The organism is Candidatus Kuenenia sp. (assembly GCF_027493735.1).
GTDB lineage: Bacteria > Planctomycetota > Brocadiia > Brocadiales > Brocadiaceae > Kuenenia > Kuenenia stuttgartiensis_A.
The window spans coordinates 442941-463371 of sequence record NZ_JAOSKF010000018.1 but is presented as its reverse complement, the minus strand read 5'-3'; the positions used below and the strand labels follow the sequence as shown (position 1 = coordinate 463371).

General features: G+C 42.2%; 17 protein-coding genes. 13 read left to right on the top strand and 4 right to left on the bottom strand.

Annotated features, from left to right (window positions below; all coding sequences use genetic code 11):
- The first annotated feature begins 145 nt into the window (after positions 1-145).
- A complete protein-coding gene (locus tag M5U24_RS10530; protein ID WP_298202389.1) occupies positions 146-1609 on the top strand; it encodes an NADH-quinone oxidoreductase subunit N in 1464 nt (487 codons plus the stop codon).
- Between the two features lie 361 nt (positions 1610-1970).
- Here M5U24_RS10530 and M5U24_RS10525 read toward each other — a convergent pair whose 3' ends face one another.
- Positions 1971-2633: an AAA family ATPase gene (locus M5U24_RS10525; RefSeq protein ID WP_298202462.1), complete on the bottom strand. Its 663-nt coding sequence runs from the start codon at positions 2631-2633 to the stop codon at positions 1971-1973.
- Between the two features lie 105 nt (positions 2634-2738).
- On the opposite strand from M5U24_RS10525, the gene M5U24_RS10520 reads away from it, so the two are divergent.
- From M5U24_RS10520 to M5U24_RS10495, 6 genes are all read left to right on the top strand, one after another.
- On the top strand, positions 2739-3029 hold the full coding sequence (locus M5U24_RS10520; protein ID WP_157820572.1) for a hypothetical protein: 291 nt from the start codon (positions 2739-2741) through the stop codon (positions 3027-3029).
- Between the two features lie 316 nt (positions 3030-3345).
- On the top strand, positions 3346-5256 hold the full coding sequence (locus M5U24_RS10515; RefSeq protein ID WP_099325633.1) for a sulfatase-like hydrolase/transferase: 1911 nt from the start codon (positions 3346-3348) through the stop codon (positions 5254-5256).
- 207 nt (positions 5257-5463) lie between these two features.
- Positions 5464-5838: a hypothetical protein gene (locus tag M5U24_RS10510; RefSeq protein ID WP_099325634.1), complete on the top strand. Its 375-nt coding sequence runs from the start codon at positions 5464-5466 to the stop codon at positions 5836-5838.
- Positions 5839-6033: 195 nt separating this feature from the next.
- The gene (locus M5U24_RS10505) at positions 6034-6582 is read left to right on the top strand and encodes a CPBP family intramembrane glutamic endopeptidase (protein WP_157820573.1); all 549 of its coding nucleotides are present in this window, start codon (positions 6034-6036) and stop codon (positions 6580-6582) included.
- Between the two features lie 215 nt (positions 6583-6797).
- Positions 6798-7961 carry an RCC1 repeat- and reductase domain-containing protein gene (locus tag M5U24_RS10500; protein ID WP_099325636.1) on the top strand — a complete coding sequence of 388 codons (1164 nt, stop codon included), beginning with the start codon at positions 6798-6800 and terminating at the stop codon, positions 7959-7961.
- A gap of 145 nt (positions 7962-8106) precedes the next feature.
- Positions 8107-9033 carry a 3'(2'),5'-bisphosphate nucleotidase CysQ gene (locus M5U24_RS10495; protein ID WP_099325637.1) on the top strand — a complete coding sequence of 309 codons (927 nt, stop codon included), beginning with the start codon at positions 8107-8109 and terminating at the stop codon, positions 9031-9033.
- A 24-nt stretch (positions 9034-9057) separates the two neighbouring features.
- Here the strand turns inward: M5U24_RS10495 and M5U24_RS10490 are convergent, their stop codons facing one another.
- Positions 9058-9459 (bottom strand): response regulator, encoded by a 402-nt coding sequence (locus M5U24_RS10490; protein ID WP_164995544.1) that lies wholly within the window; start codon positions 9457-9459, stop codon positions 9058-9060.
- A 417-nt stretch (positions 9460-9876) separates the two neighbouring features.
- Here M5U24_RS10490 and M5U24_RS10485 point away from each other — a divergent pair, with 417 nt between their 5' ends.
- Together M5U24_RS10485 and M5U24_RS10480 are read left to right on the top strand one after the other, a co-directional pair.
- Positions 9877-12336, top strand: a complete 2460-nt coding sequence (locus tag M5U24_RS10485) for an ATP-binding protein (protein WP_099325639.1) — start codon at positions 9877-9879, stop codon at positions 12334-12336.
- Complete coding sequence (locus M5U24_RS10480) at positions 12333-13724, top strand: sigma-54 dependent transcriptional regulator (RefSeq protein WP_099325640.1); 1392 nt, start codon at positions 12333-12335, stop codon at positions 13722-13724. The genes M5U24_RS10485 and M5U24_RS10480 overlap by 4 nt, the downstream gene beginning before the upstream one ends.
- Before the next feature lie 62 nt (positions 13725-13786).
- On the opposite strand, the gene sppA is transcribed toward M5U24_RS10480, so the two are convergent.
- A complete protein-coding gene (gene sppA, locus M5U24_RS10475; protein WP_230405705.1) occupies positions 13787-14671 on the bottom strand; it encodes a signal peptide peptidase SppA in 885 nt (294 codons plus the stop codon).
- A 379-nt stretch (positions 14672-15050) separates the two neighbouring features.
- Complete coding sequence (locus M5U24_RS10470) at positions 15051-15458, bottom strand: hypothetical protein (RefSeq protein WP_099325642.1); 408 nt, start codon at positions 15456-15458, stop codon at positions 15051-15053.
- Positions 15459-15764: 306 nt separating this feature from the next.
- Here M5U24_RS10470 and M5U24_RS10465 point away from each other — a divergent pair, with 306 nt between their 5' ends.
- The 4 genes from M5U24_RS10465 (at position 15765) to M5U24_RS10450 (ending at position 20213) form a co-directional block, all read left to right on the top strand.
- On the top strand, positions 15765-16250 hold the full coding sequence (locus tag M5U24_RS10465) for a TlpA disulfide reductase family protein (protein WP_099325643.1): 486 nt from the start codon (positions 15765-15767) through the stop codon (positions 16248-16250).
- A 682-nt stretch (positions 16251-16932) separates the two neighbouring features.
- Positions 16933-18006: a tRNA 2-thiouridine(34) synthase MnmA gene (gene mnmA, locus M5U24_RS10460; RefSeq protein WP_099325644.1), complete on the top strand. Its 1074-nt coding sequence runs from the start codon at positions 16933-16935 to the stop codon at positions 18004-18006.
- Between the two features lie 62 nt (positions 18007-18068).
- On the top strand, positions 18069-18779 hold the full coding sequence (locus tag M5U24_RS10455) for an SLC13 family permease (protein ID WP_157820575.1): 711 nt from the start codon (positions 18069-18071) through the stop codon (positions 18777-18779).
- Positions 18780-18944: 165 nt separating this feature from the next.
- On the top strand, positions 18945-20213 hold the full coding sequence (locus M5U24_RS10450; RefSeq protein WP_298202383.1) for a hypothetical protein: 1269 nt from the start codon (positions 18945-18947) through the stop codon (positions 20211-20213).
- Positions 20214-20431 lie beyond the last annotated feature (218 nt).

The window sequence follows — 20431 nt, the reverse complement described above, 5'->3', positions numbered from 1 at the left end:
AATAAATTGAGGCAAACTACCCCATTTGCTTCCTATACTTTCGGCGAATACTGTATAATCGGCAACCGGCAATCTGCAGTTTGCAAATTACAGACGACAGAAATTATTACAAAAACCTTTTTTTATGAATTAAGGTGAGTTTTCCATGCCAGGTATATCGATAATGACATTTAACATCTTAAGCATCCTGCCGGTTCTCGTGCTTGCAGGTTTCGGGATGATAGTGTTGATGATGGATGTTTTTTCATCACGGAAAATGGGAGAAAAGAATTTTCTGGCGTATCTCTCTTTGATAGGAGTAGTAATAGCCGCTATTGTATCCAGAAGTTTTACCGGTACTACCCTCTTTTCTTTCTACAGCGTTTATACAATTGATAACTACGCCCTCTTTTTTCAATTTGTATTCCTGCTGTGCGCCGGACTCACCATCCTTATCTCCAAAAATTATGTTCAAAGAGAAAACATAAACCATGGGGAATATTATACCCTGATATTGTTTTCCACCATTGGCATGATACTCATGGCCTCAGGTGCGGATTTGCTGAATATCTTTATCGGCCTGGAGATTATGTCGATAAGTATTTATATCCTTGTCGGCATGAAACGGACAAGGCTCACGTCAAACGAGGCGTCATTAAAATATTTTTTGCTTGGGGCATTTTCAACCGGCTTTTTATTGTACGGTATTGCAATGGTGTACGGCGCAACGGGTACGATAAACCTGCGGCAGATTGCCGTTTTTCTTGCGGGTAAAGGAAGTGTGGTAGACCCTCTTTTATTAGCCGGTATGGGACTGCTCATTGTAGGGATAGGGTTCAAGATTGCATCCGTACCCTTCCATGCATGGGTGCCTGATGTGTATGAAGGGGCGCCCACTGCGATAACGGCATTTATGGCGATTGGGCCAAAGGCTGCAGGATTTGCCGCTTTTATGAGAATATTTTTTACCGCCTTTGGTCAGGCACACCATGATTGGGAAAAGGCTATTTGGGTACTAGCGGTACTCACCATGACAACCGGCAACATTATTGCGTTAGCGCAGACAAACATTAAGCGCATGCTTGCCTATTCCAGCATTGCACATGCGGGATACCTTCTTATTGCTTTGGTAGCCGCAAACAATATGAGTGTATCGGCAGTGTTGTTTTATCTCCTGGCGTATTTGTTCATGAATATTGGCGCGTTTGCCGTTGTCATTGTAGTAAGCCAGAAGGAAGATAGTTTCCTGAAGATTAGCGATTTTAACGGTTTAGCCTTTAAGCATCCGAGGCTGGCAATTGCCATGACGCTCTTTTTACTTTCCATGGCCGGAGTTCCGCCTACTGCCGGTTTTGTAGGAAAATTTTATATATTCAGTTCCGCCATAAAATCCGGCTACGTGTGGCTGGCCGTTATCGGAGTGATAAACAGTGCCATCGCCGTTTTTTATTATTTAAGGGTAACGGTAGCAATGTATATGCGCGACCCGGAAAGAGAATTTCAGCCACTCACCCTTTCCCCCTTCATCTTTGTCGCAATAGTCATATCAATCATCGGCACTATCCAACTCGGTATCTTTCCCGCGAAAGTGCTCGAAATTGTCCGGCAGTCTGTTCTGATTTTAAGATAGATACTTTGCAACCGGCTGATCCGCATTAAAAACACTGCTACTGCAGAGATGGATAGTAGCACAGATTAAAAAATTCACCATCGGTAGGGGGCGTTCCTTGTGGTTACCCATTACAATAGACCAATAAAGAAATAAATTCTGGCAAAGCATAAAATTCAAAACAAATACAAGACATCCAACTTTCTTATCAAAATGGTGGCGTTATTGAATTCAGGGCAGAGTGGGCAGAGGAAGCGGAAATAGCCTTCGGAGCATTTATGAGGTATGGAGAGGACATCAGCGATGAGTCGATCGATGGGGATATCGTTTCGTAATGAGCGCAAGAGTTGAGGGGAAAAGAGACGGGCCATGGTAGACCTCCTTAAAAAGATTGAATTTCAGCAAGAGCCTGATGGAAGATATCCTGGGTAATTTTCTGTGATTGTCTGATGGAAGCGTTAATCAGGCAGGCGGTGGAAATGGCGTTGATTTGCCTGGGGATGCCGGCGGAGAACTCATGGATCAGGTCTTTGACATCTGAGTCAAAGATTTTATCAGATGCGCCGGAAGATTTCAGATGGAAGTCTATGTATGCAGCGGTTTGAGTTTTAGTAAGGGGATGGATGTGGTAATGTACCGGGATGCGTTGTGCGAAGTCGGCATGGATGTCTCTTTTGAGGATATATTTGAGGTGTTCCTGCCCCGAGAGGATGATTTTGAGATGAGTGGAAGAATCAAGCGGAGAGCTGACAAGGAGTCTGAGGTCTGTGATGGCGTCGGTTTTCAGGAGATGAGCCTCGTCGATAACGATAATGGGAGTGAGATTTGAGAGCAAGGATTTATCCATAATTTGGAGGAAGAGCCGGTCTTTGGTGTGTTTTGGTATTTCACCGGGCTGTGAGACGATTAAGGAGAGAAGGCTGGATGATTTTAGGTGGGTAAAATGGAGGTAGATGGGGAGAAACAGGTTTTGGGGGATTTGTGAGAGGAAGAGTTTGAGGAGTGTGGATTTTCCGACTCCCGTCTGTCCGTAGAGGACCGCGATAACACTGAATAGTTATAATCATCTTTTTGAGTAAATACAAACTGTATTACAAGAGGAGAAGAGCCGATCGCAGATAGAGATATATTTTAAAGTATTAAAGAGCGGTTGCAAGATAGAAGAGCGCCAATTGGAGACAGCGGAGCGTATCAAGCCGTGTATTGCTCTTTATATGATAGTGGCATGGGGGGTATGTTTGTTACCATGTTTGTAAGGGAATGCCCGGATTTGCCTTGTACAGCACTTTTAGAGGATGATGAATGGAAACCCGTGTATATGATTGCCAAAAACGAAGCTCCACCCGAAACCCCGCTATCGCTCGGAGGCTTTACCGTAATGGTACCAAGTCTGGAAGGATACTTAAATCGCAAATGCGATGGCCCACCAGTAAATTTTTAAAATCAGGTTTATTTGACTATAAGCCACAGATTAGGATAAGATTAAAAAGTTTTTTTATGTTTGCTAATCTGCAAAATCTGCGGAGAAAAAGTATTTTCAGGTGAAAGCTTCTGTATAATATTTTATATTTTTTGGCAGTAACCGTCATCCTGAACGGCGAGACCAGAATATCTCTTTCTTACGAATTGAAAAGGTTGGTTATGAATTTTTCGTGGCTACATGTATCGGTGCGTTGGATTATTTTTGTAAAGACCGAAGCGGGAGCAGTCCTCATTGCTGCAGTGCCTGTCTGCCTTTTTACGCATTCGGGGAAATCATGAAGAACAACCTGAGCGCAAAAAGAGTCTTATGGAGGTACTTTACTCTTAGTTACATCGCAGTACTTTTCAACACCCTGTTTTATCTGAAACAGATCCATTATAATGACACGGTCACGATCCTCTTTGGCCTTTCGATGTATCTCTTTTACAGTTTTTTGTACCTTTTCTTAGTATTCATTCCCGTCTTAATCCTTGAGATACTTGTACGAAAGGTGTTGAAAAGGCATGATCGATCACTTGTCAGAAAGCAGTGCCTTGCGGTTATTTTTGGAATTACCATCGTGTTGTTTACCTTGGTGCAAATCCTGATTTTTACCGACAAGCAACTCTTTCAACTCTACCACTTTCATATCAACGGCTTTGTCTGGAACCTTATCACCACACCGGGCGGTATAGAGTCGCTTGGCAGCAGCGATTCAACCCTTATCAGTGTTGTAATGATCTTTGCCGGATTTTTTGCCCTGCAGGTGGCGCTTTTTGTCATGGCCAGGTCTGGGGTTTTGCAAAGGGTTTCTTTCGTCTCGTTAAAATTTCGCTATCAAATATTATTTCCCATTTTTCTGATTTTTCTTTTCGGCTTTCAGTCCTTCACATACGGTATTTGTCATCTGCAGGCCAAAAGTGCCGTTTTGAGTGCGTCAAATGCCTTTCCACTCTATATCCCGGTCACCTTCAGGAGTTGGGCCAAAAAATTTGGCATTTCACCGAAAAGAACAGTTCAACTGAAGTTCAATGAAAATGAAAATGATCTCCAGCTCCATTATCCTTTACAATCAATGCAATACACCTGGGATGCTCCGGACTATAACATCGTGTGGCTTGTTGCTGAATCATGGCGGGCAGACATGCTTGACCATGAGATCATGCCGCAAACTATGGCCTTTGCGAAAAAATCAACGTGGTTTCTCAACCACTATAGCGGAGGCAACGGCACACGAATGGGTCTTTTCTCAATGTTCTACGGACTCTACGGCAATTACTGGTTTGAATTTTTGCATCATCGAAAAGGCCCTGTATTAATTGACAGGCTTATTGACCTCGACTATCAGATGGAGTTGTTTACCAGCGCAAAATTTTCTTATCCGGAGTTTGACAAGACCCTCTTTGTCGATATCCCCTCGAAAAACCTGCATGAATATACCAAGGGGCTGAGCGGTTGGGAAAATGATCGCAGGCATGTAACGGCAATGATCGATTTTTTAGAGCACAGGGAAAAAGGCAGGCCTTTTTTTACATTCATGTTCTTCGAATCGCCTCACGCACAGTACTATTTTCCGGAAGAGTCGATCATCAAAACCCCCTTTCTTAAAGACATGAACTATGCAAGGATGGATCTTGAAAATGATATAACGCTTATAAAAAACCGTTATATCAACTCATGCCATCATCTTGATTCACAACTCGGCAGGATAATACATTATTTGGAATCAAATCAACTGCTTGAAAAAACCATTGTTATCATTACGGGCGACCATGGTGAGGAATTTATGGAAAAAGGACATTGGGGACACAACTCCGCCTATACGGAAGAACAGATCCGGGTACCTTTAGTACTCTGGCTGCCAAAGGGACAGCCTCAGCTCGTTACAAAAATGACCAGTCACCTGGATATCCCCGCAACCATAATGCCTCTCTTCGGTACGACAAATCCTGCGAGCGACTATTCGCTGGGACACAATCTCCTTGAACCTACCGGGCGAACATACACTGTTGTTTGCGATTGGGATAGTCTTTGCTATGTTAACCATGACTACAAGGCTGTTTTCCCGCTGCAATCGTATAATTTTCACAAACAAACCACTACCACCAGAACAGATCAGGAAATAGCAGACAAAAAAAGATTCTTTACGTCATCTAAAAACGATCTTGCACTTTTGATGACGGAAATCAATAAATTCAATCAATAAATTAGGCCTCCGGCAATTTTTTCATGTAGAGCGAAGTGTCATTTCACTCGTGACGAAGCAATCGTTTCGTCCTACAACATTGAAATTCCTAAACGTTAAATTAATGAGAATAGCTCCGCTATTTCAAAAGCGGTTCTCTCCATGGGTAAGTATTTTATTCCTTTTTCTTATGCTACTATTCCTTGGTTTTGAAGTATACGCCATGCTTTGGTATCACTTCAAAGGACACGAGGAGCTATCCCAGCTATCCGGAAATTTTTTGCACGTCAGAGAAGAATTGATAAGGGAAAAACCGAAGGAAGAATTCCGGTTTCCGTTATCGGCGATACGAAAAGTGCGGGCACCTTTGAGAAGATTGCCAGGGAACTGCGCGAAGAGCCCTTATCGTTCGTTGTCTTTCCCGGAGATTTTGTGCGTAGAGGCACAGAAGGAGAACATCGTTATTTCAAGGCGGAGTTTGCAGCCGAATTTGCATTTCCCTTTTCAGCATCTTTTCTTAATAGAATACTTTTCGCAAGCGTTGTCTGGTTAGGTATTGGGGTCGCCTCCCGACTATTGACGATGTTTGCACGCAATGCATAGTCAAATGAATCTGTTTTCCGAAAAACACCACAGACAAGAAATGTTGTATCTGACAGTAGATTATGGTGGAATGACATTAACAGAAACAGAGCAAAGGTAGTGCAGGGGCGAAGCATTTGCTGTAAATTGTCATAAATGCATTTATACCCAAACGTGTAAATGCTTCGTCCCTGCTTTTGCACGAGTGATTATGAAATGAAAAGATCAAAATTATTATTCTTTATTTTTATTACTGAGGGTTTTGCATTACTGTTGGCACTGGTTCTTGCAAAATATCTAAGAATTCAATTGTTGCCTCTGACTGAAAATATTTTACGTGATACTTTCACTGGCACTATTGGGGCTGCTATTCCTTTCTCTATCTTTGTGCTTCTTCTTTCGGAAAAATCGGGGAAGATGCCTTTCGCAAATTCACTGAGGCAAACGATACTGCATGACCTAAAACCTCTGTTTTCTCATTTAACGCTCCCTGATATGTGTATAATTTCTCTTTTAGCGGGATTTTCCGAAGAATTACTGTTTCGGGGAGTACTGCAAAATAAACTTGGCATTTTTGCAGCAAGCGTGATTTTTGGGCTACTCCACTTTATCTCACCGGCATATTTTGTTATTGCATTTTTAATGAGTATATATATCGGATTTTTATGTTACTATTTACAAAGCCTGCTTATCCCCATACAAATACACTTTGTTTACGATTTGTGCGCATTGATCTATCTGAAACATTTCAGGAGGTTTAAATAAAGGCAACACTATTTAGTTTTTAGAAAAAAATCTGCCGATAAGTGATAGGATTTGTAGTGCGACGAACCTGGTCGTACTACATTGTTGGAATTTTTCAAAAAACTAAAGTGTTACGAAAATTGAGACAAATATTTTCGATCAACAAGGGTGGCACGGACAAACTCTGTTTGTCCGTGTCATCCTTGCAATGAATTTTATTTAAAAGGAATACGATTATGAGAAATATTTTTTCCCATTTTATCTTCTCCGTATGTAAACTGTTTTTGTGCCTGGTTGTTGTGTTTCTCGTTTCAACACTGGCGGTCAAAACTTCCTTTGCTGTTCAGGTTGCGCCCAAAATAGCGGCTGGCGCATTTCATACCCTTGCGCTAAAACCAGACGGCTCTCTCTGGTCGTGGGGAAAAAATGAATACGGCCAACTTGGTGACGGCACCATCAAAAACAAACATTCCCCCGTGCAGGTAAAACACCTTAGCAGTATTATTGTAATCGATGGAGGAGCGTGGCACAGTATTGCTTTAAAATCCGATGGAACAGTGTGGGCATGGGGAGGAAATTGGGCGGGTCAATTAGGAGACGGTTCCTATAAAAGCAGCAACATTCCTATTAAAACAAAAGAATTAAGCGGCATTATCGCCATTTCCTGCGGAGGACAACACAATCTGGCGCTAAAATCTGATGGAACGGTATGGGCATGGGGCATTAATGACAAGGGACAGCTCGGCATTGGCGATGCTAAAAACCAACAGATTCCCATCCGGATACCAGGACTAAACAATATTGTTGCTATTAGCGCCGGGGGGTATCACAGCCTTGCCATTAAATCTGACGGGTCACTGTGGGCATGGGGCTCAAACAATATGGAACAATTGGGTGATGGAAGCGCTACCAACAGGTGTAGCCCTGTCCATGTAAGCAATCTTCGCGACATCATTGCCGTGAACGGGGGAGGCGATTTCAGCCTTGCATTGAAATCCGACGGCACAATCATGGCATGGGGGTCAAATGGCTTGAGTCAATTGGGCGATGGAACAACTACAAACAGAAACACACCCGTTAACGTATCTGATGTACGGGATATCATAGAAATAGCTGCTAAAGGGAATCATAGCCTTGCGCTTACCATTGAAGGCAAGGTTTGGGAATTTGGCAGCATAGGAGCGACTCCCACGGAAAAAGAAGTTACATTGCCTGCCTATCGCCCTGTTTTAGTAAACGAGATAACCGATGTTATTGCAATAGCATGCGGAGAATTCCACAATGTTGTGCTTAAAAACGACGGCAGTTTGTGGGTGTGGGGCATAAATAATTTTGGTCAATTGGGAGATGGCACTGTCGGCAGCAAAACAAAACCCGTTTTGATCTGCAAATGGTATTGAAGAAACATTCCCGTTGGCAGTCTACTGTCGGCAAATTGCAGATTGTGGACTGTGGGCTGGGCTAAGCCATGAGTGGCCGTTTACTGGGAACATATGTCGTCATGTATAATTTACAACGCACAAACCTTTCTTTTTATAAAAGACTATGAACACTATAAAATATTCCCAACATCTTTTCACCGCTCTTTCCGCCGCCGGTAAAGCGGGACGCGCAATCTTAGAAGTGTACTACACCGATTTTGCAGTTGAGCACAAAGACGATACATCTCCTTTGACGCTGGCAGACAAGCATTCGCATGAAGTTATTACAAAAGACCTGAAAACCCTGACTACCGGCAATAATTCCGGCAATGCCAATGCTGTCTCCTCACTGCCTGTATTAAGTGAGGAAGGGAAAGAGATACCCTATACCGAGAGGAGATACTGGGAATCTTTTTGGTTGGTTGATCCGCTTGACGGTACCAAGGAATTTATTAAGAGAAACGGCGAATTTACCGTAAACATTGCCCTTATCCATAAAAACAGGCCTGTTTTAGGTTGTATTTATGTGCCGGTCAAGGATGTTCTTTATTTTGCATGCGAAGGATTAGGGGCATATAGGCGGGAAAACAATCAAGGCATAGCAAATGTTTTATCATTAAAAGAACTTGTTGATAGTTCGGAAAGATTGCCATCACGCCATACTCATAAAAAGAATGTTGAAAACAATCGTTCCCCGGACGAAGATGGAATTCATCTGACGGTTATCGGAAGCCGTTCACATCCTTCGGAGCAATTTGCAAAATTTGTGGAAAGTTTGCGTGGTGAAGGGCGGAAAATTGAAATCATCTCCGCAGGGAGTTCTCTGAAATTCTGCCTTTTGGCTGAGGGCAAGGCGGATATTTACCCAAGGTTTGGCCCAACAATGGAATGGGATACGGCGGCAGGACAAGCAATTGTCGAGCAGAGCAATGGGAAAATAATGGATGCAGAAACCAATATGCCTTTGAAATATAATAAGGAAAATCTGGTCAACCCGTTTTTTATAGGAAGGGGAGAAAATAGTCCCTTCCCGCCCATTACAGGGCAATAGTTACCAAAATTCTTAACCTTCATGCTATGTACTCAGGATTTCGCTTACTTTATGAAATAATTTATCAGGAATTATCGGTTTTTGCAGAAAATATACTCTCCCATCCTGGAGGTCTTTGTTTGTTAAAATATTTTCTGAATATCCGCCCATAAATAATGTTTTAATATCGGGTTTGATTTTTTTAATACGGTCATATGCATTCCTGCCATTCATTCCCGGCATCATGACGTCGAACAGCAGCATATCAATGCAGCCTTTATGTCCCTCAAATTTATTTACCGCGTCCTCACCGTCCACCGCGGAAATCACCTTGTATCCCTTGTTTTCAAGCAGTTTTTCCATTATTTCCCTCACGGCATATTCATCTTCGGCCACAAGGATTGCTTCCGGCTTTTCGCTGCCTGCGGCATACATTGTTTCCGGCACGTCTATTACCACTTTTTTGCAAAATGCAAAGAAATTACTGATAAGGTATTATTGTATCAAACGATCGCTCACGGTTCACTAAATTATTGTCGTCAAAATCAATGGATATATTGTTGCAGAAACATCTGCCTCCCGACGCATCCGTTCACATTCTATTTCCACGAACGGCGACCGGACTTCCCGCTACAATAAAGAATTGCGGCTTGATGTTCCCCATACCGTATAGTAAAATCAGACCCGGTATGACATTGTTTCCCAGTAACAATTAAAAACGCTCGTTCCCAAGTAGCGGCAAAGGCATGCCTTGCCGCTACTTGGGGACGAGCGCGTAATGACAAAATGATTTAAAATGCTAAACAAGCACATCTTTCGTATTTCGCATCTCGAATTTCACCATTTCAGTCCGGAAAGTAGTATATGATAAAAGGCGTCACCCTCTTTAGCGGCATTGGCAGAAAGCTATTCTGCTGGTTTTTGCTGTTATCTATTTTCCCCATCATAGTTGTCGCTACACTTACATATCGGTATGGTAAGGAAACTATTAAGAATGAACTCCTCAAAGAGGAAGCATTCATCGCCGAAGGGATCAAAAACCACATACTTACCATTCTTGACGCGGGTGAATATTCGGCACAATTTTTCGCATCTGACGAGTTTATCCGAATGCATTTAGAGATGCTTAATCACAATCCTGACAACAAAAATGTCGTAAAAAAATTTAATGATTATCTGGTGTACAAGACGAACCTGAATAAGGATTTTTATGAAACCTTTGTTTTAAACCCATCGGGCATAGTTGTTGCCTCAAGCGACGAAAACAGTATCGGAAAGAAGGAATGCGATGTTGATTATTTTATTTATGGCAAAAATGGTCCTTATATTAAGGATATCTACATAGACAGGGATACGGGAGAGTCTTCTATGGCCTTTGCGTCTCCTATCATTAGGAAACGCGGACGAAAATTCCTGGGAGTTTTAGTGATCCGTTATAACGCAACGAAGTTAAATGAGATTACCACTGGCAAAAAGCTGCTTATAAAAGATTATGGCGGCACTTTCCTCAGAAGGGGAGAAACCAGCGAGGCATATATTATAAATAAAAACTATTTGATGATTACTGAATCAAGATTTAAAACGAATGCTATTTTAACGCAATCGGTTCCTTCTGAACCGGTCACTGCTGTATTTTTAAACGGGCATGAGTTTGTAGGGGTTTACAAGGATTACCGGGGTGTTAGTGTTATTGGCGCCGCACGGTACTTAAAGAGAATGGAATGGGTTTTACTGGTGGAAACAGATGCATCGGAGGCATATTATCCGATCTATAGATTAAAATACCGCGCAATCACCATGGTTGGCATATGCATTATCGGCGTGATATTTGTATCATTATTTGTTTCACGGGGGATTATCAATCCCATCCTCATGCTTGTTAGGGGTATGAAAAGAGTGGCAGCAGGCGATTTGGATTTTCGGATAAAAAACAACCTGAAAGACGAACTGGGAGAATTGACCGATTCGTTTAACAAAATGACGTATTATATTAAAGATTCCAGTGAAAAGATCCTGAACCTAAAGGAGTCCCTTGAAGAAAAAAAAGAATATTTAGAGGGCATTTTAACGTTTGCAAATGAATTGATCTTTATGCTCGACGCACAGGGCAATTTTACCTTTATCAATCCTAAGATAAAAGACTGGGGCTACGAAGAAGACGAGCTGATAGGGCGGCATTTGATTTCTCTTTTATTCAACAAACAACAAATGCAGGTGAACCAGATTCTTCATGCCGGTTCCAGCAGGAGAGTGAAAGTCGAAGCGGTGGATAAACAAAACAATGTACGAAATGTATTGCTCAGCACTTCCCGGATAAAAAACAAGGAGGGACAATTAATAGGCATATTGGGGGTTGCCAGCGATATTACTGAACTAAGAAGTCTGGAGCATAAACTTGTGCAATCGGACAGGCTGGCGTCCATCGGCCAGTTAGTGGCGGGAATTGCCCATGAACTAAATAACCCTATCGGCGTAATATACCTCTATAGCACAGAAAGTCTGAGGCTTTTTGAAAGGATTACCAACACTTTTAAAGAAAGCAACACACTTTCCATCATTGAAGATACACAGCGGCTGATCAAGGTTCTTTCTGCCATTGACTGCGGGTCGTTTGTTAATAAGGAACTGTTTGAACAGGAATTGTCCTCCATAATTGAAAACCTGAAAAATAACAGCAGGAGATTTGAGGAGACCTATAACGTTATCAGCAAAAACAGATTTCATTTACATGAATACCTTGAGGGTTCCGCAAAGGAATCCATTCGATGTAAAGAATTAATTGGCGGGTTGCTGGATTTTTCCCGGCAGAAAGAGCCGAGAATGAGCTGGTCAAATGTCAATAAGTTGATCGACAATATACTCAATATTGTGGAAAAGCAATACCGAAAAGAGAAGATTGACGTTGTGAGAAATTTTGATCCCCGTATCCCTGATACGATGATGGATAGCAGCCAGGTAGAGCAGGTTATTATTAACATTGCCAACAATGCCGTCTTTGCAATAAAAGAATCTCTGAAAGAAGCCTTGCGTGAAGACGTCCGCAAAAAAGGGATACTGACAATTGGCACACATTTTCACGCAGATAAGGAATCGATAGAAATATGCATAAAAGATAACGGCATGGGCATCAATAAGCATGATTTGGGGAAGATATTTGATCCTTTTTTTACGGCAAGAAAAGATGGAAAGGGGACGGGACTGGGATTAAGCATCAGCTACGGAATTGTAAAAATGCACGATGGAAGTATTGAGGCAGAAAGTATGGCGGGAAAAGGTACAACATTCAGGATATTCCTGCCGGTAAAGGGGAAAAAACCAAAATGAACAGAACTAAAATATTGGTCGTTGATGATGAAGAGGGATACCGAAAGGTGCTTTATAACGCACTCACCGAACGCGGATTCCAGGTCAAAACAGCAGCATCGGGAGAAGAGGCGCTTGCGGAATTTAAAAAAAACTCGTTCTCTCTCATTGTTATCGATATGAAACTTCCCGGCAGCATTGACGGGCTTGAATTGCTTCAAAGGGCAAAGGAAATGAATAATGCTTCCATCCTGATAATGACCGCCTACGGCGGGATAGACACTGCCGTAGAGGCAATGAGGCGAGGTGCGTTTAATTACATCACAAAGCCCTTTAGCATTGATGAAATCATGCTTAATATTGAACGCATGATTGAGCAAAATAAAATTATTGAAGAAAACAACTATCTTCATTCCGAGCTGGAAAAGGCATTTGGGCGAAAAACCATTATCGGGAATTCGAAAGAAATACAGAAGGTTATGGATATGATTTCCAGGGTTGCATTTAGCTCCGCCACCGTTTTAATCACCGGCGAGAGCGGCACAGGTAAGGAACTCGTGGCGCGGGCAATCCATTTTAACGGCAATAGAAAGCATAAAAAATTCGTAGTAATCAATTGCGCCACCCTGTCTGAGCATCTTTTGGAAAGTGAATTGTTCGGACATGTCAGGGGCGCCTTTACCGGCGCTATAAAAGATAAAAAGGGCCTTTTCGAAGAGGCAGACGGCGGCACCCTCTTTATGGATGAGATTGGAGATATTCCAACACCGGTTCAGGCAAAAATCCTGCGCGTTCTGCAGGAAGGGGAATTTATCCCGCTGGGAGATACCGTTGCACGAAATGTAGACGTCCGGATTATTGCTGCGACAAACCAGCACCTGCTCAAAAAAGTACGGGATAAGGAATTTCGCGAGGATTTATACTACCGGCTGAATGTAATCAATATAAAAATGCCTCCGTTGCGGGAGAGAAAAGAAGATATTCCGCTATTAATAAAACACTTTATCGAAAAATATAATAAAAAAGAAAACAAGCAGATAAAGGGGCTTTCTCCCGAAACGGAAATGGAATTATATAAATATCACTGGCCGGGTAATGTGCGTGAACTTGAAAACGCAATAGAAAGGGCCGTTACCCTTACCAATGAACCAATCATTCCGCTACATGTTATTTTACCCATTGTACGGAAAGAAGACGGCAACAACATGCTCTTGGACGACCTGCTTTCTCATCCTTACAAAGAAGCGCGAAAAAAGGCCCTTGATGTCTTTAATACTAAATATGTAATGAATATCATTAATAAAAATAGTGGTAACGTAACCAACGCAGCAAGAGAATGCAAGATAGAAAGACAATATTTGCAACGCATGTTGAAAAAATACGCTATCAAATCAAGGCAGATAATATAATTGCCAACCTACAGTCGACAATCAGCAAATTGCAGATTGAGGATTGGGGATTGCTACAATAACTAAGGCATCCATATATACATAAACGAAGGGGCGCCGGAATGGATAAACGTCTTTATATCAATGTTGAAAAGATTAATGTTTCCTGCGCTTGCGCCGGTTAATTGCGAATATATGTTGTTTTTATATGACCCGGGTCTGTGGTAAAGAATAACTCGCGCCTCCGTAAGATTAGTTTCTTTTTTTGCGATTGAAACCGCGTCATCCAGATACCCTATTTGATCAATCAGCCCATTCTCCAGCGCCTGTTGAGCGGAATAAATCCTTCCGTCTGCAAGTTCTCTTATCTTCTCCATCGAAATGCCCTCCCTGTTTTCCTCAATGACGCAAAGGAATCTCTCATACATAGCATTAAGTATCTCTGAAAATATCCTCCGATCCTCTTCTGTCATCTTCTTCAAAGGAGATCCCATATCCTTGTGTTCTCCGGTTTTAACAGAGGCGTCGGCAATTCCAACCTTCTGCAAAAGCCCTTCTATGCTAAGGTTGATCATAATGACGCCGATACTTCCTGTTACCGTTGTCGGGTGCGCTATAATTTTGTCTGCAGAAGCCGCAACATAATAACCCCCCGATGCACCAATATCCATAATACAGGCAATAACCTTTTTCTTCGTCTCCTCTTTAAACCGCATAATTTCATAATACATCATGTCCGATGCTGTAACCTTCCCGCCCGGACTGTTTATGCGCAGCAGAATTGCCTTCACTTGTTTGTCCATCTTCGCCAGCGTCAACTCTTCCTTAACACGTGAAACCATATCCAGCTCTTCCGTCAAACCGGGAAAGCCTGCCTTTTTTTCATCAGAAATAATTCCTGAAATATCAATAATGAGTATTTTGTCTTTCCCCCTTCCCGAAACGGTCTTTTCACTAAGCGGACCCACCGTAGGCACCAAAGAAACCGTTATAAAACTACAGCCTGAAATCAAAAACATGAGACAGGAAAGAAAATAAGGAAGTAACATGTGACAATGATTGTTTTTCATAATTGATTATGGGGACGATTTTTAATAATAATTTATGTACCTTAATAAAACAGGAGTATTACTGATTTTTTGTGACTTCCGCCATGTTTTAATAAAACGTTGCAGTAGTGTTAACCCTGACAGGGTTGTTTCGCCATAACCCCATTAACGGTTACAAAAAATCGGGAATGCACACTAATAAAACAGATACCGGTAACTTCTCAATAAATTGTAGTCCACAGTCTCCATTCGGCAATCTGCAATTTGCCGATTGCCGAATGCACAGTATTCCCCATTATCAGGGCAATACCGTCCAGCTTTCTTGTCCATTCGTAAGTATCACCTTTTTAATACCAAATCTTCTTAGCGTTGACATCATATCTTCCTGGTGTTCAAGCAATGAGACGGTAAAACGCTTCATATGCTCCCATTCCACCTTCAGACAGTCTTCCTCTTCATTTTCAGGAATCGATAACTGGATTTCGTATCCCTGTTCCGATATTTTGCGCTGGAGCAACGAAACGAACTCTTCCTTATCTTCCGCATTTGTTAAAATTTCCTCCAATGAGAGGTCGCCAATTTCATCGTAAAGAAACAATTCCTTATCTACAAAGGCCATAATAAAAATTATCGCCGTAAGAAGGGCTATTGCTCCAAGGATTATTACAACATCTTTATATCGTTCTTTTTGTTTACGTTTTGCCATAGTTTATGCCTTTGCGTATTTTATTTCTAGTCACTATATTGCGAAAGCGGGTTTTTAATGCATACATTTGTTCTTGTCAAAAATGTATTGAATCTCGCATCATCATGCATTACAGTAAACCTTATGATTTCTTAACCCCCACAACAGGCCGGAAGAGAGGTGCAAGGCAGTCTTCGCTTTGCATTTATTGATTGCCGGTAAGTTTGAAATTCACTGTATGTGCCGGCATAAATGAGAAACAAGTATAAATTTATATCATTGGGTAATAGACAAAAACAACCATAAAATAATTAAGGAGCAGAAATAATGAACAAGCAAAAATGGAACTATGTAGCGATTGTATGTGTGGCGGCTATTTTTTTTACCTTTAAAATGTCGATTGCCTCAACCGATACCGTGGAGCCAATAACAGTATCTGAATTAAACACCCTTTTGCATAATAATAAGGGGAAAATCGTAATAGTTGATCTATGGGCAACCTGGTGCCCTCCATGCAGAAAAGAAATACCGGGATTTGTAAACCTCTATAACAAATATAAAAACAGCGGGTTAGAGATTATTGGTATCGCCTTTGATGAAAATGGACGTGAAGTGGTGCCTGATTTCGTAAAAAGCAACGGCATTAATTATCCCGTTTATCTTGCGGGAAACGAAATCGCTATTTCTTACAACCTAAGGGCATACCCAACCACCATTATTTACGACAAAAACGGAGACGTTGCAAATAAACACATTGGATTTGTGACGGAAGACGCATTCGACCAGGAAATTGCCGCTCTGCTGAAAAAATAGCCCTCTGGCAGGCTTGCCTGCCAAGGCGGTGCACACAGCAGGCAACCTGAAATCAAGATGTTTGTTTGAATAATGGCGTCATGTACCGCGGTAAAATTCCAACAATGTAGTGTGACGAGGTTAGTCGCACCGTATTCAGTGCAGAGATAGTCGTAAAAAGACCGGCTTTAGCAATGACTTTAGGCTATTTCATAACCCTGTCATGGTTAAAGCCCGCCATTCTCCACACAGCGAAATGCATGGGGTTAAGCCTGGACTATGCGGCAAACATCGCTACTATTGGAATTTTTCAAAAAACTATAGCGTTATAAATATTTCTTATCGATTGAATGGAAGCAGGAGCTTCCATGACACGTACATTCCCAAGTCGGAACTTGGGAATGAGAATGGAATCAGGCCACCTTTGGCAACGACTTTATTCTGTTGTGGATATTAATGCAGAGACGCATTGCATGCGTCTCTACAAAAATATTGAAATTCCTAAGCTGGCATAGCCAGAAACAAACAAGTACAAAGCACGAAATACTAAACAAATTCCAAAATCTCTTCCCCCCTATCCCCCCTCTCCAAAGGGAAGAATGTCTCACGCTGGCGGGGGTGCAGGTGGTGGAATTAAATATTTTGCCAAAAAATGCAAAGAAATTACCGATAAGGTATCAAACATCAAGTATAAAGAATTACCATGAATACAAAGGTTATTATTGCCATGAGCGGAGGTGTTGACAGCAGTGTTGCGGCACACCTCCTGGTGGAGCAAGGATATGAAGTCGTCGGACTTTTCATGCGCCTAGGACTTGAAAAACTGGACGCCATGACGAAAACAAAGGTGTGCTGCAGTCTGGAGGACGCCAATGACGCGCGAACCGTTGCCGAGCAGCTAGGGATTCAATTCCATGTCCTGAATTTTAAAGAAGCCTTTGATCACATTATAGACCATTTCTGCACTGAATACCTGAACGGAAGAACGCCCAATCCCTGCATCATGTGCAATCAGGAACTAAAATTCGGAAAACTGTTGAATTTTGCAAAGATGCTAAACGCGGACTTTGTCGCCACGGGACACTACGCAAAGGTAGAAAAACACAACGACAGGTTTTTATTGAAAAAAGGTGATGATCTCAATAAAGAGCAGTCATACGTTCTCTTTTCACTCAACCAGGAACAACTCTCAAAAACCCTTTTCCCCTTGGGAACGCTGACGAAAGAATCCGTCCGCCGGATAGCAAAAGATTTAAACCTGAAAACAAAAGACAAACCTGAGAGCCAGGATATCTGTTTTGTGCTGGACAATAATTACCATTCCCTTCTTTACGAGAGATATGGCAACCATATTATTCCAGGCCCCATCAAGGACAGGCAGGGAAACATCCTGGGAGAACACCAGGGGGCGCCGTTCTTTACCATCGGACAGCGAAAAGGTCTCGGAGTTGCTTTTGGCTCGCCACGATACGTAGTCGATATAAACCCACGTGAAAATGCAGTAATAATCGGCACGGACAAAGATCTCGAGGAAACCGGACTGATTGCCTCCTCACTAAACTGGATTTCCGTTCAGCAACTGGAATTACCCATGGAAGTGCAGGCAAAGATACGTTATCATCATATGCCGGCGCACGCTACCGTATCCCCCTTTGGAACAGACAAGGTTAGGGTACACTTCAATGAACCGCAAAAGGCCATCACCCCGGGACAGGCAGTGGTCTTTTACGACAATGACACTGTTGTGGGGGGGGGATGGATTGACAGGAAAGATTAATCGCACGTAGTTTTATATTCATTATTCAACAAAATGAAAAGGAAAAAAGACAACGACTATTCTTGTCCTTTCAAATGTATTGCTGGCTTTGTGCCTGGCGTAGTATTTTTCTTTATCATGCTTATCATGCCGGCGCCGGAAGGTATGTCCCCGTTTGCCAAAAAACCGCCGCAGTAACCTTGTTAATGGTGTGCTGGTGGATATCGGAAGCGCTCCCCATCTTTGTCACTGCTTTGACGCCTCTTGCCCTGTTTCTGATCCTGGGGATTATGAATGGCAGGGAAGTTGCAATGCCCTATGCGGAAGACGCGGCATTCCTCTTCCTCGGAGGATTCTGTATTGCAATATCCATGCATAAATGTAACCTGCACCGGCGCATTGCCCTTTCTATTATAAAGATAATTGGCAATAAACCGAGGCAGCTTGTGCATGGTTTTATGATAGCTATAGCCTTTTTGCCTATGTGGCTTTCCAATACGGCAACAACTATGATGATGCTTCCCATCGGGATGGCGTTGATTACCCATTTTTGCGGTAGTCAACACGGCCAGAAGAGTAAAACACTTTGGCACTGCATTGATGCTGGGTATTGCTTACAGCGCAAATATTGGCGGCATATGGACGCTTGTTGGAACACCTCCAAATCTTGTTTTTGCCGGACAGCTAAAATCCTGTTTCCCCATGCGCCGGAGATTGGGTTTTTTCAATGGATGAAGGTTGGTGTTCCCCTTGTATGTACATTTATTCCCTTAACAAAGGTTGAAAACTCATAAACTAAAAGGGAACCTCAGGGATTATTATATCTTTTTATAATGGAATTTATAGAATTGTATTTTGAAGATTCCGCTGAATTTGTTAAATTTGCGGAAGAATTTCGTGAGAGTATAAAATATTTGATAAAACAGAGGAAAAGAAAAAAAAAAACCGGTTAAAAAAAAGTGGTTAAAAAAAAAATAAAAACAAGGGTTGTTTTTGCCGAACTCGATGATTTCTTCCGCAAGGCAGATGAAAATATTTTCCATGACCCGGATGACCCGCGGGACGGAATCGGCCGCCTCCCTGGCCCTGACCGGTTGATGCTCCTCATACCCTGTGTTTTCAACCGCCTTGAGGAAGATATATCTAAGTGCAGAGAATGTGAAAATGTCACAATAATCATAGAAAGTTTACAGGTGTTAAAAGAAGGCATAAATAGTATATTGACCTATTATCTTCGGGATGATGTTGAAGACGCAATCAATTTACTCAGTAACGTCCTGTCAAAGATGGACAAGCTTTCCTCCCAAAAATCTCAATCCGGCATCCGTTTCCTTAGCGACATAGCGAGAATTGCGCCAGACTTTCAAATTTTCCTTAATATGCTTGAAGGTTTCAGGGAAAACAGACGAATAAGACCCAGTGAACCGGAGGCCGATACATCGTGGTCGCCTGAATGCTGGCTGGATTATTACATGGAACAAGCCAGACTAGAAGAACCCATCATTGCTGTGGTTGACGCCGAAGGACTTTCAGTGGCAAGCCTTGAAAAAGGTATGCAACTTATGATGGAAGAAAGCGCACAAAGGGACAAGATGATGGAAAAACAGTTCATCGCTTATGAACTGATGAAAAAGAGGGACGCAGCCTTCAACCCCGAACACCCGGAAAGGTTTTTAGACATTTCATTGATTCCGGACATAAGAGAAGAGGATGGTGATGAAGATTATGAAGTCAGAGTTGTAGACCTCCGTTACGAGGAAATGGAAGAAGAGCCACCTGAACCGTGGGCTAGTTCCCTGCCGGAACTATGCGATTGGAATAAATTCACACATGAATCGTCCTTTGACGATTCGGAATTTTACCGCAAGGATTTTGAAGACGATCCGGTTTACAGTCTGCTTAAGCCTTTTGTACACAACCTTTTTAAATGCCTGAAACAGGACTATCTCCGTCAGGATAAAGAAAGCAAAAAAGAAGAACATCAAATGCGTTCTCCTCTGGAGCATTATTTAATACTTCTGGCCCTCAAGGCGCAGGTACGAATATCATCTTGTGAAGTATGGGTTGAAAGCGTTGGACACGAAGCGCCGAGAAAAGGGGTTTATCTGTTTGCGATGGAATGTCTGGGACGGATTGCTGAAGCCATAGAAAGATTCTCACCGGAACATCATTACCATCTTGCTACCGAAGCAGGAAATATCAAAAAACAGATTGAAAAAATATTTTAATCGCAGAGGATAAGGAAATATCCGGTTTATTCTATTAAGCCAGTCAAAAACAAATGGTGAAATCCGAAATGCTAAATTTCAATCCTCCCCCCTACCCCCCTCCAAGCCTGATCATAATACGCGCTTAACACCGGGAGTGAAAATGTTTATACTGTTCACTATGAGAATATGTGGACAAGAATTTTCTATTGGAATCCTTGATCGAATAGGTACAGCGA

What these genes read in the sequence shown, in the direction of transcription:
- M5U24_RS10530 (WP_298202389.1), top strand. Translation starts at nt 146, where the DNA reads ATGCCAGGTATATCGATAATGACATTTAACATCTTAAGCATCCTGCCG.
- M5U24_RS10515 (WP_099325633.1), top strand. Translation starts at nt 3,346, where the DNA reads ATGAAGAACAACCTGAGCGCAAAAAGAGTCTTATGGAGGTACTTTACT.
- M5U24_RS10505 (WP_157820573.1), top strand. Translation starts at nt 6,034, where the DNA reads ATGAAAAGATCAAAATTATTATTCTTTATTTTTATTACTGAGGGTTTT.
- M5U24_RS10500 (WP_099325636.1), top strand. Translation starts at nt 6,798, where the DNA reads ATGAGAAATATTTTTTCCCATTTTATCTTCTCCGTATGTAAACTGTTT.
- M5U24_RS10495 (WP_099325637.1), top strand. Translation starts at nt 8,107, where the DNA reads ATGAACACTATAAAATATTCCCAACATCTTTTCACCGCTCTTTCCGCC.
- M5U24_RS10485 (WP_099325639.1), top strand. Translation starts at nt 9,877, where the DNA reads ATGATAAAAGGCGTCACCCTCTTTAGCGGCATTGGCAGAAAGCTATTC.
- M5U24_RS10480 (WP_099325640.1), top strand. Translation starts at nt 12,333, where the DNA reads ATGAACAGAACTAAAATATTGGTCGTTGATGATGAAGAGGGATACCGA.
- M5U24_RS10470 (WP_099325642.1), bottom strand. Translation starts at nt 15,458, where the DNA reads ATGGCAAAACGTAAACAAAAAGAACGATATAAAGATGTTGTAATAATC.
- M5U24_RS10465 (WP_099325643.1), top strand. Translation starts at nt 15,765, where the DNA reads ATGAACAAGCAAAAATGGAACTATGTAGCGATTGTATGTGTGGCGGCT.
- mnmA (WP_099325644.1), top strand. Translation starts at nt 16,933, where the DNA reads ATGAATACAAAGGTTATTATTGCCATGAGCGGAGGTGTTGACAGCAGT.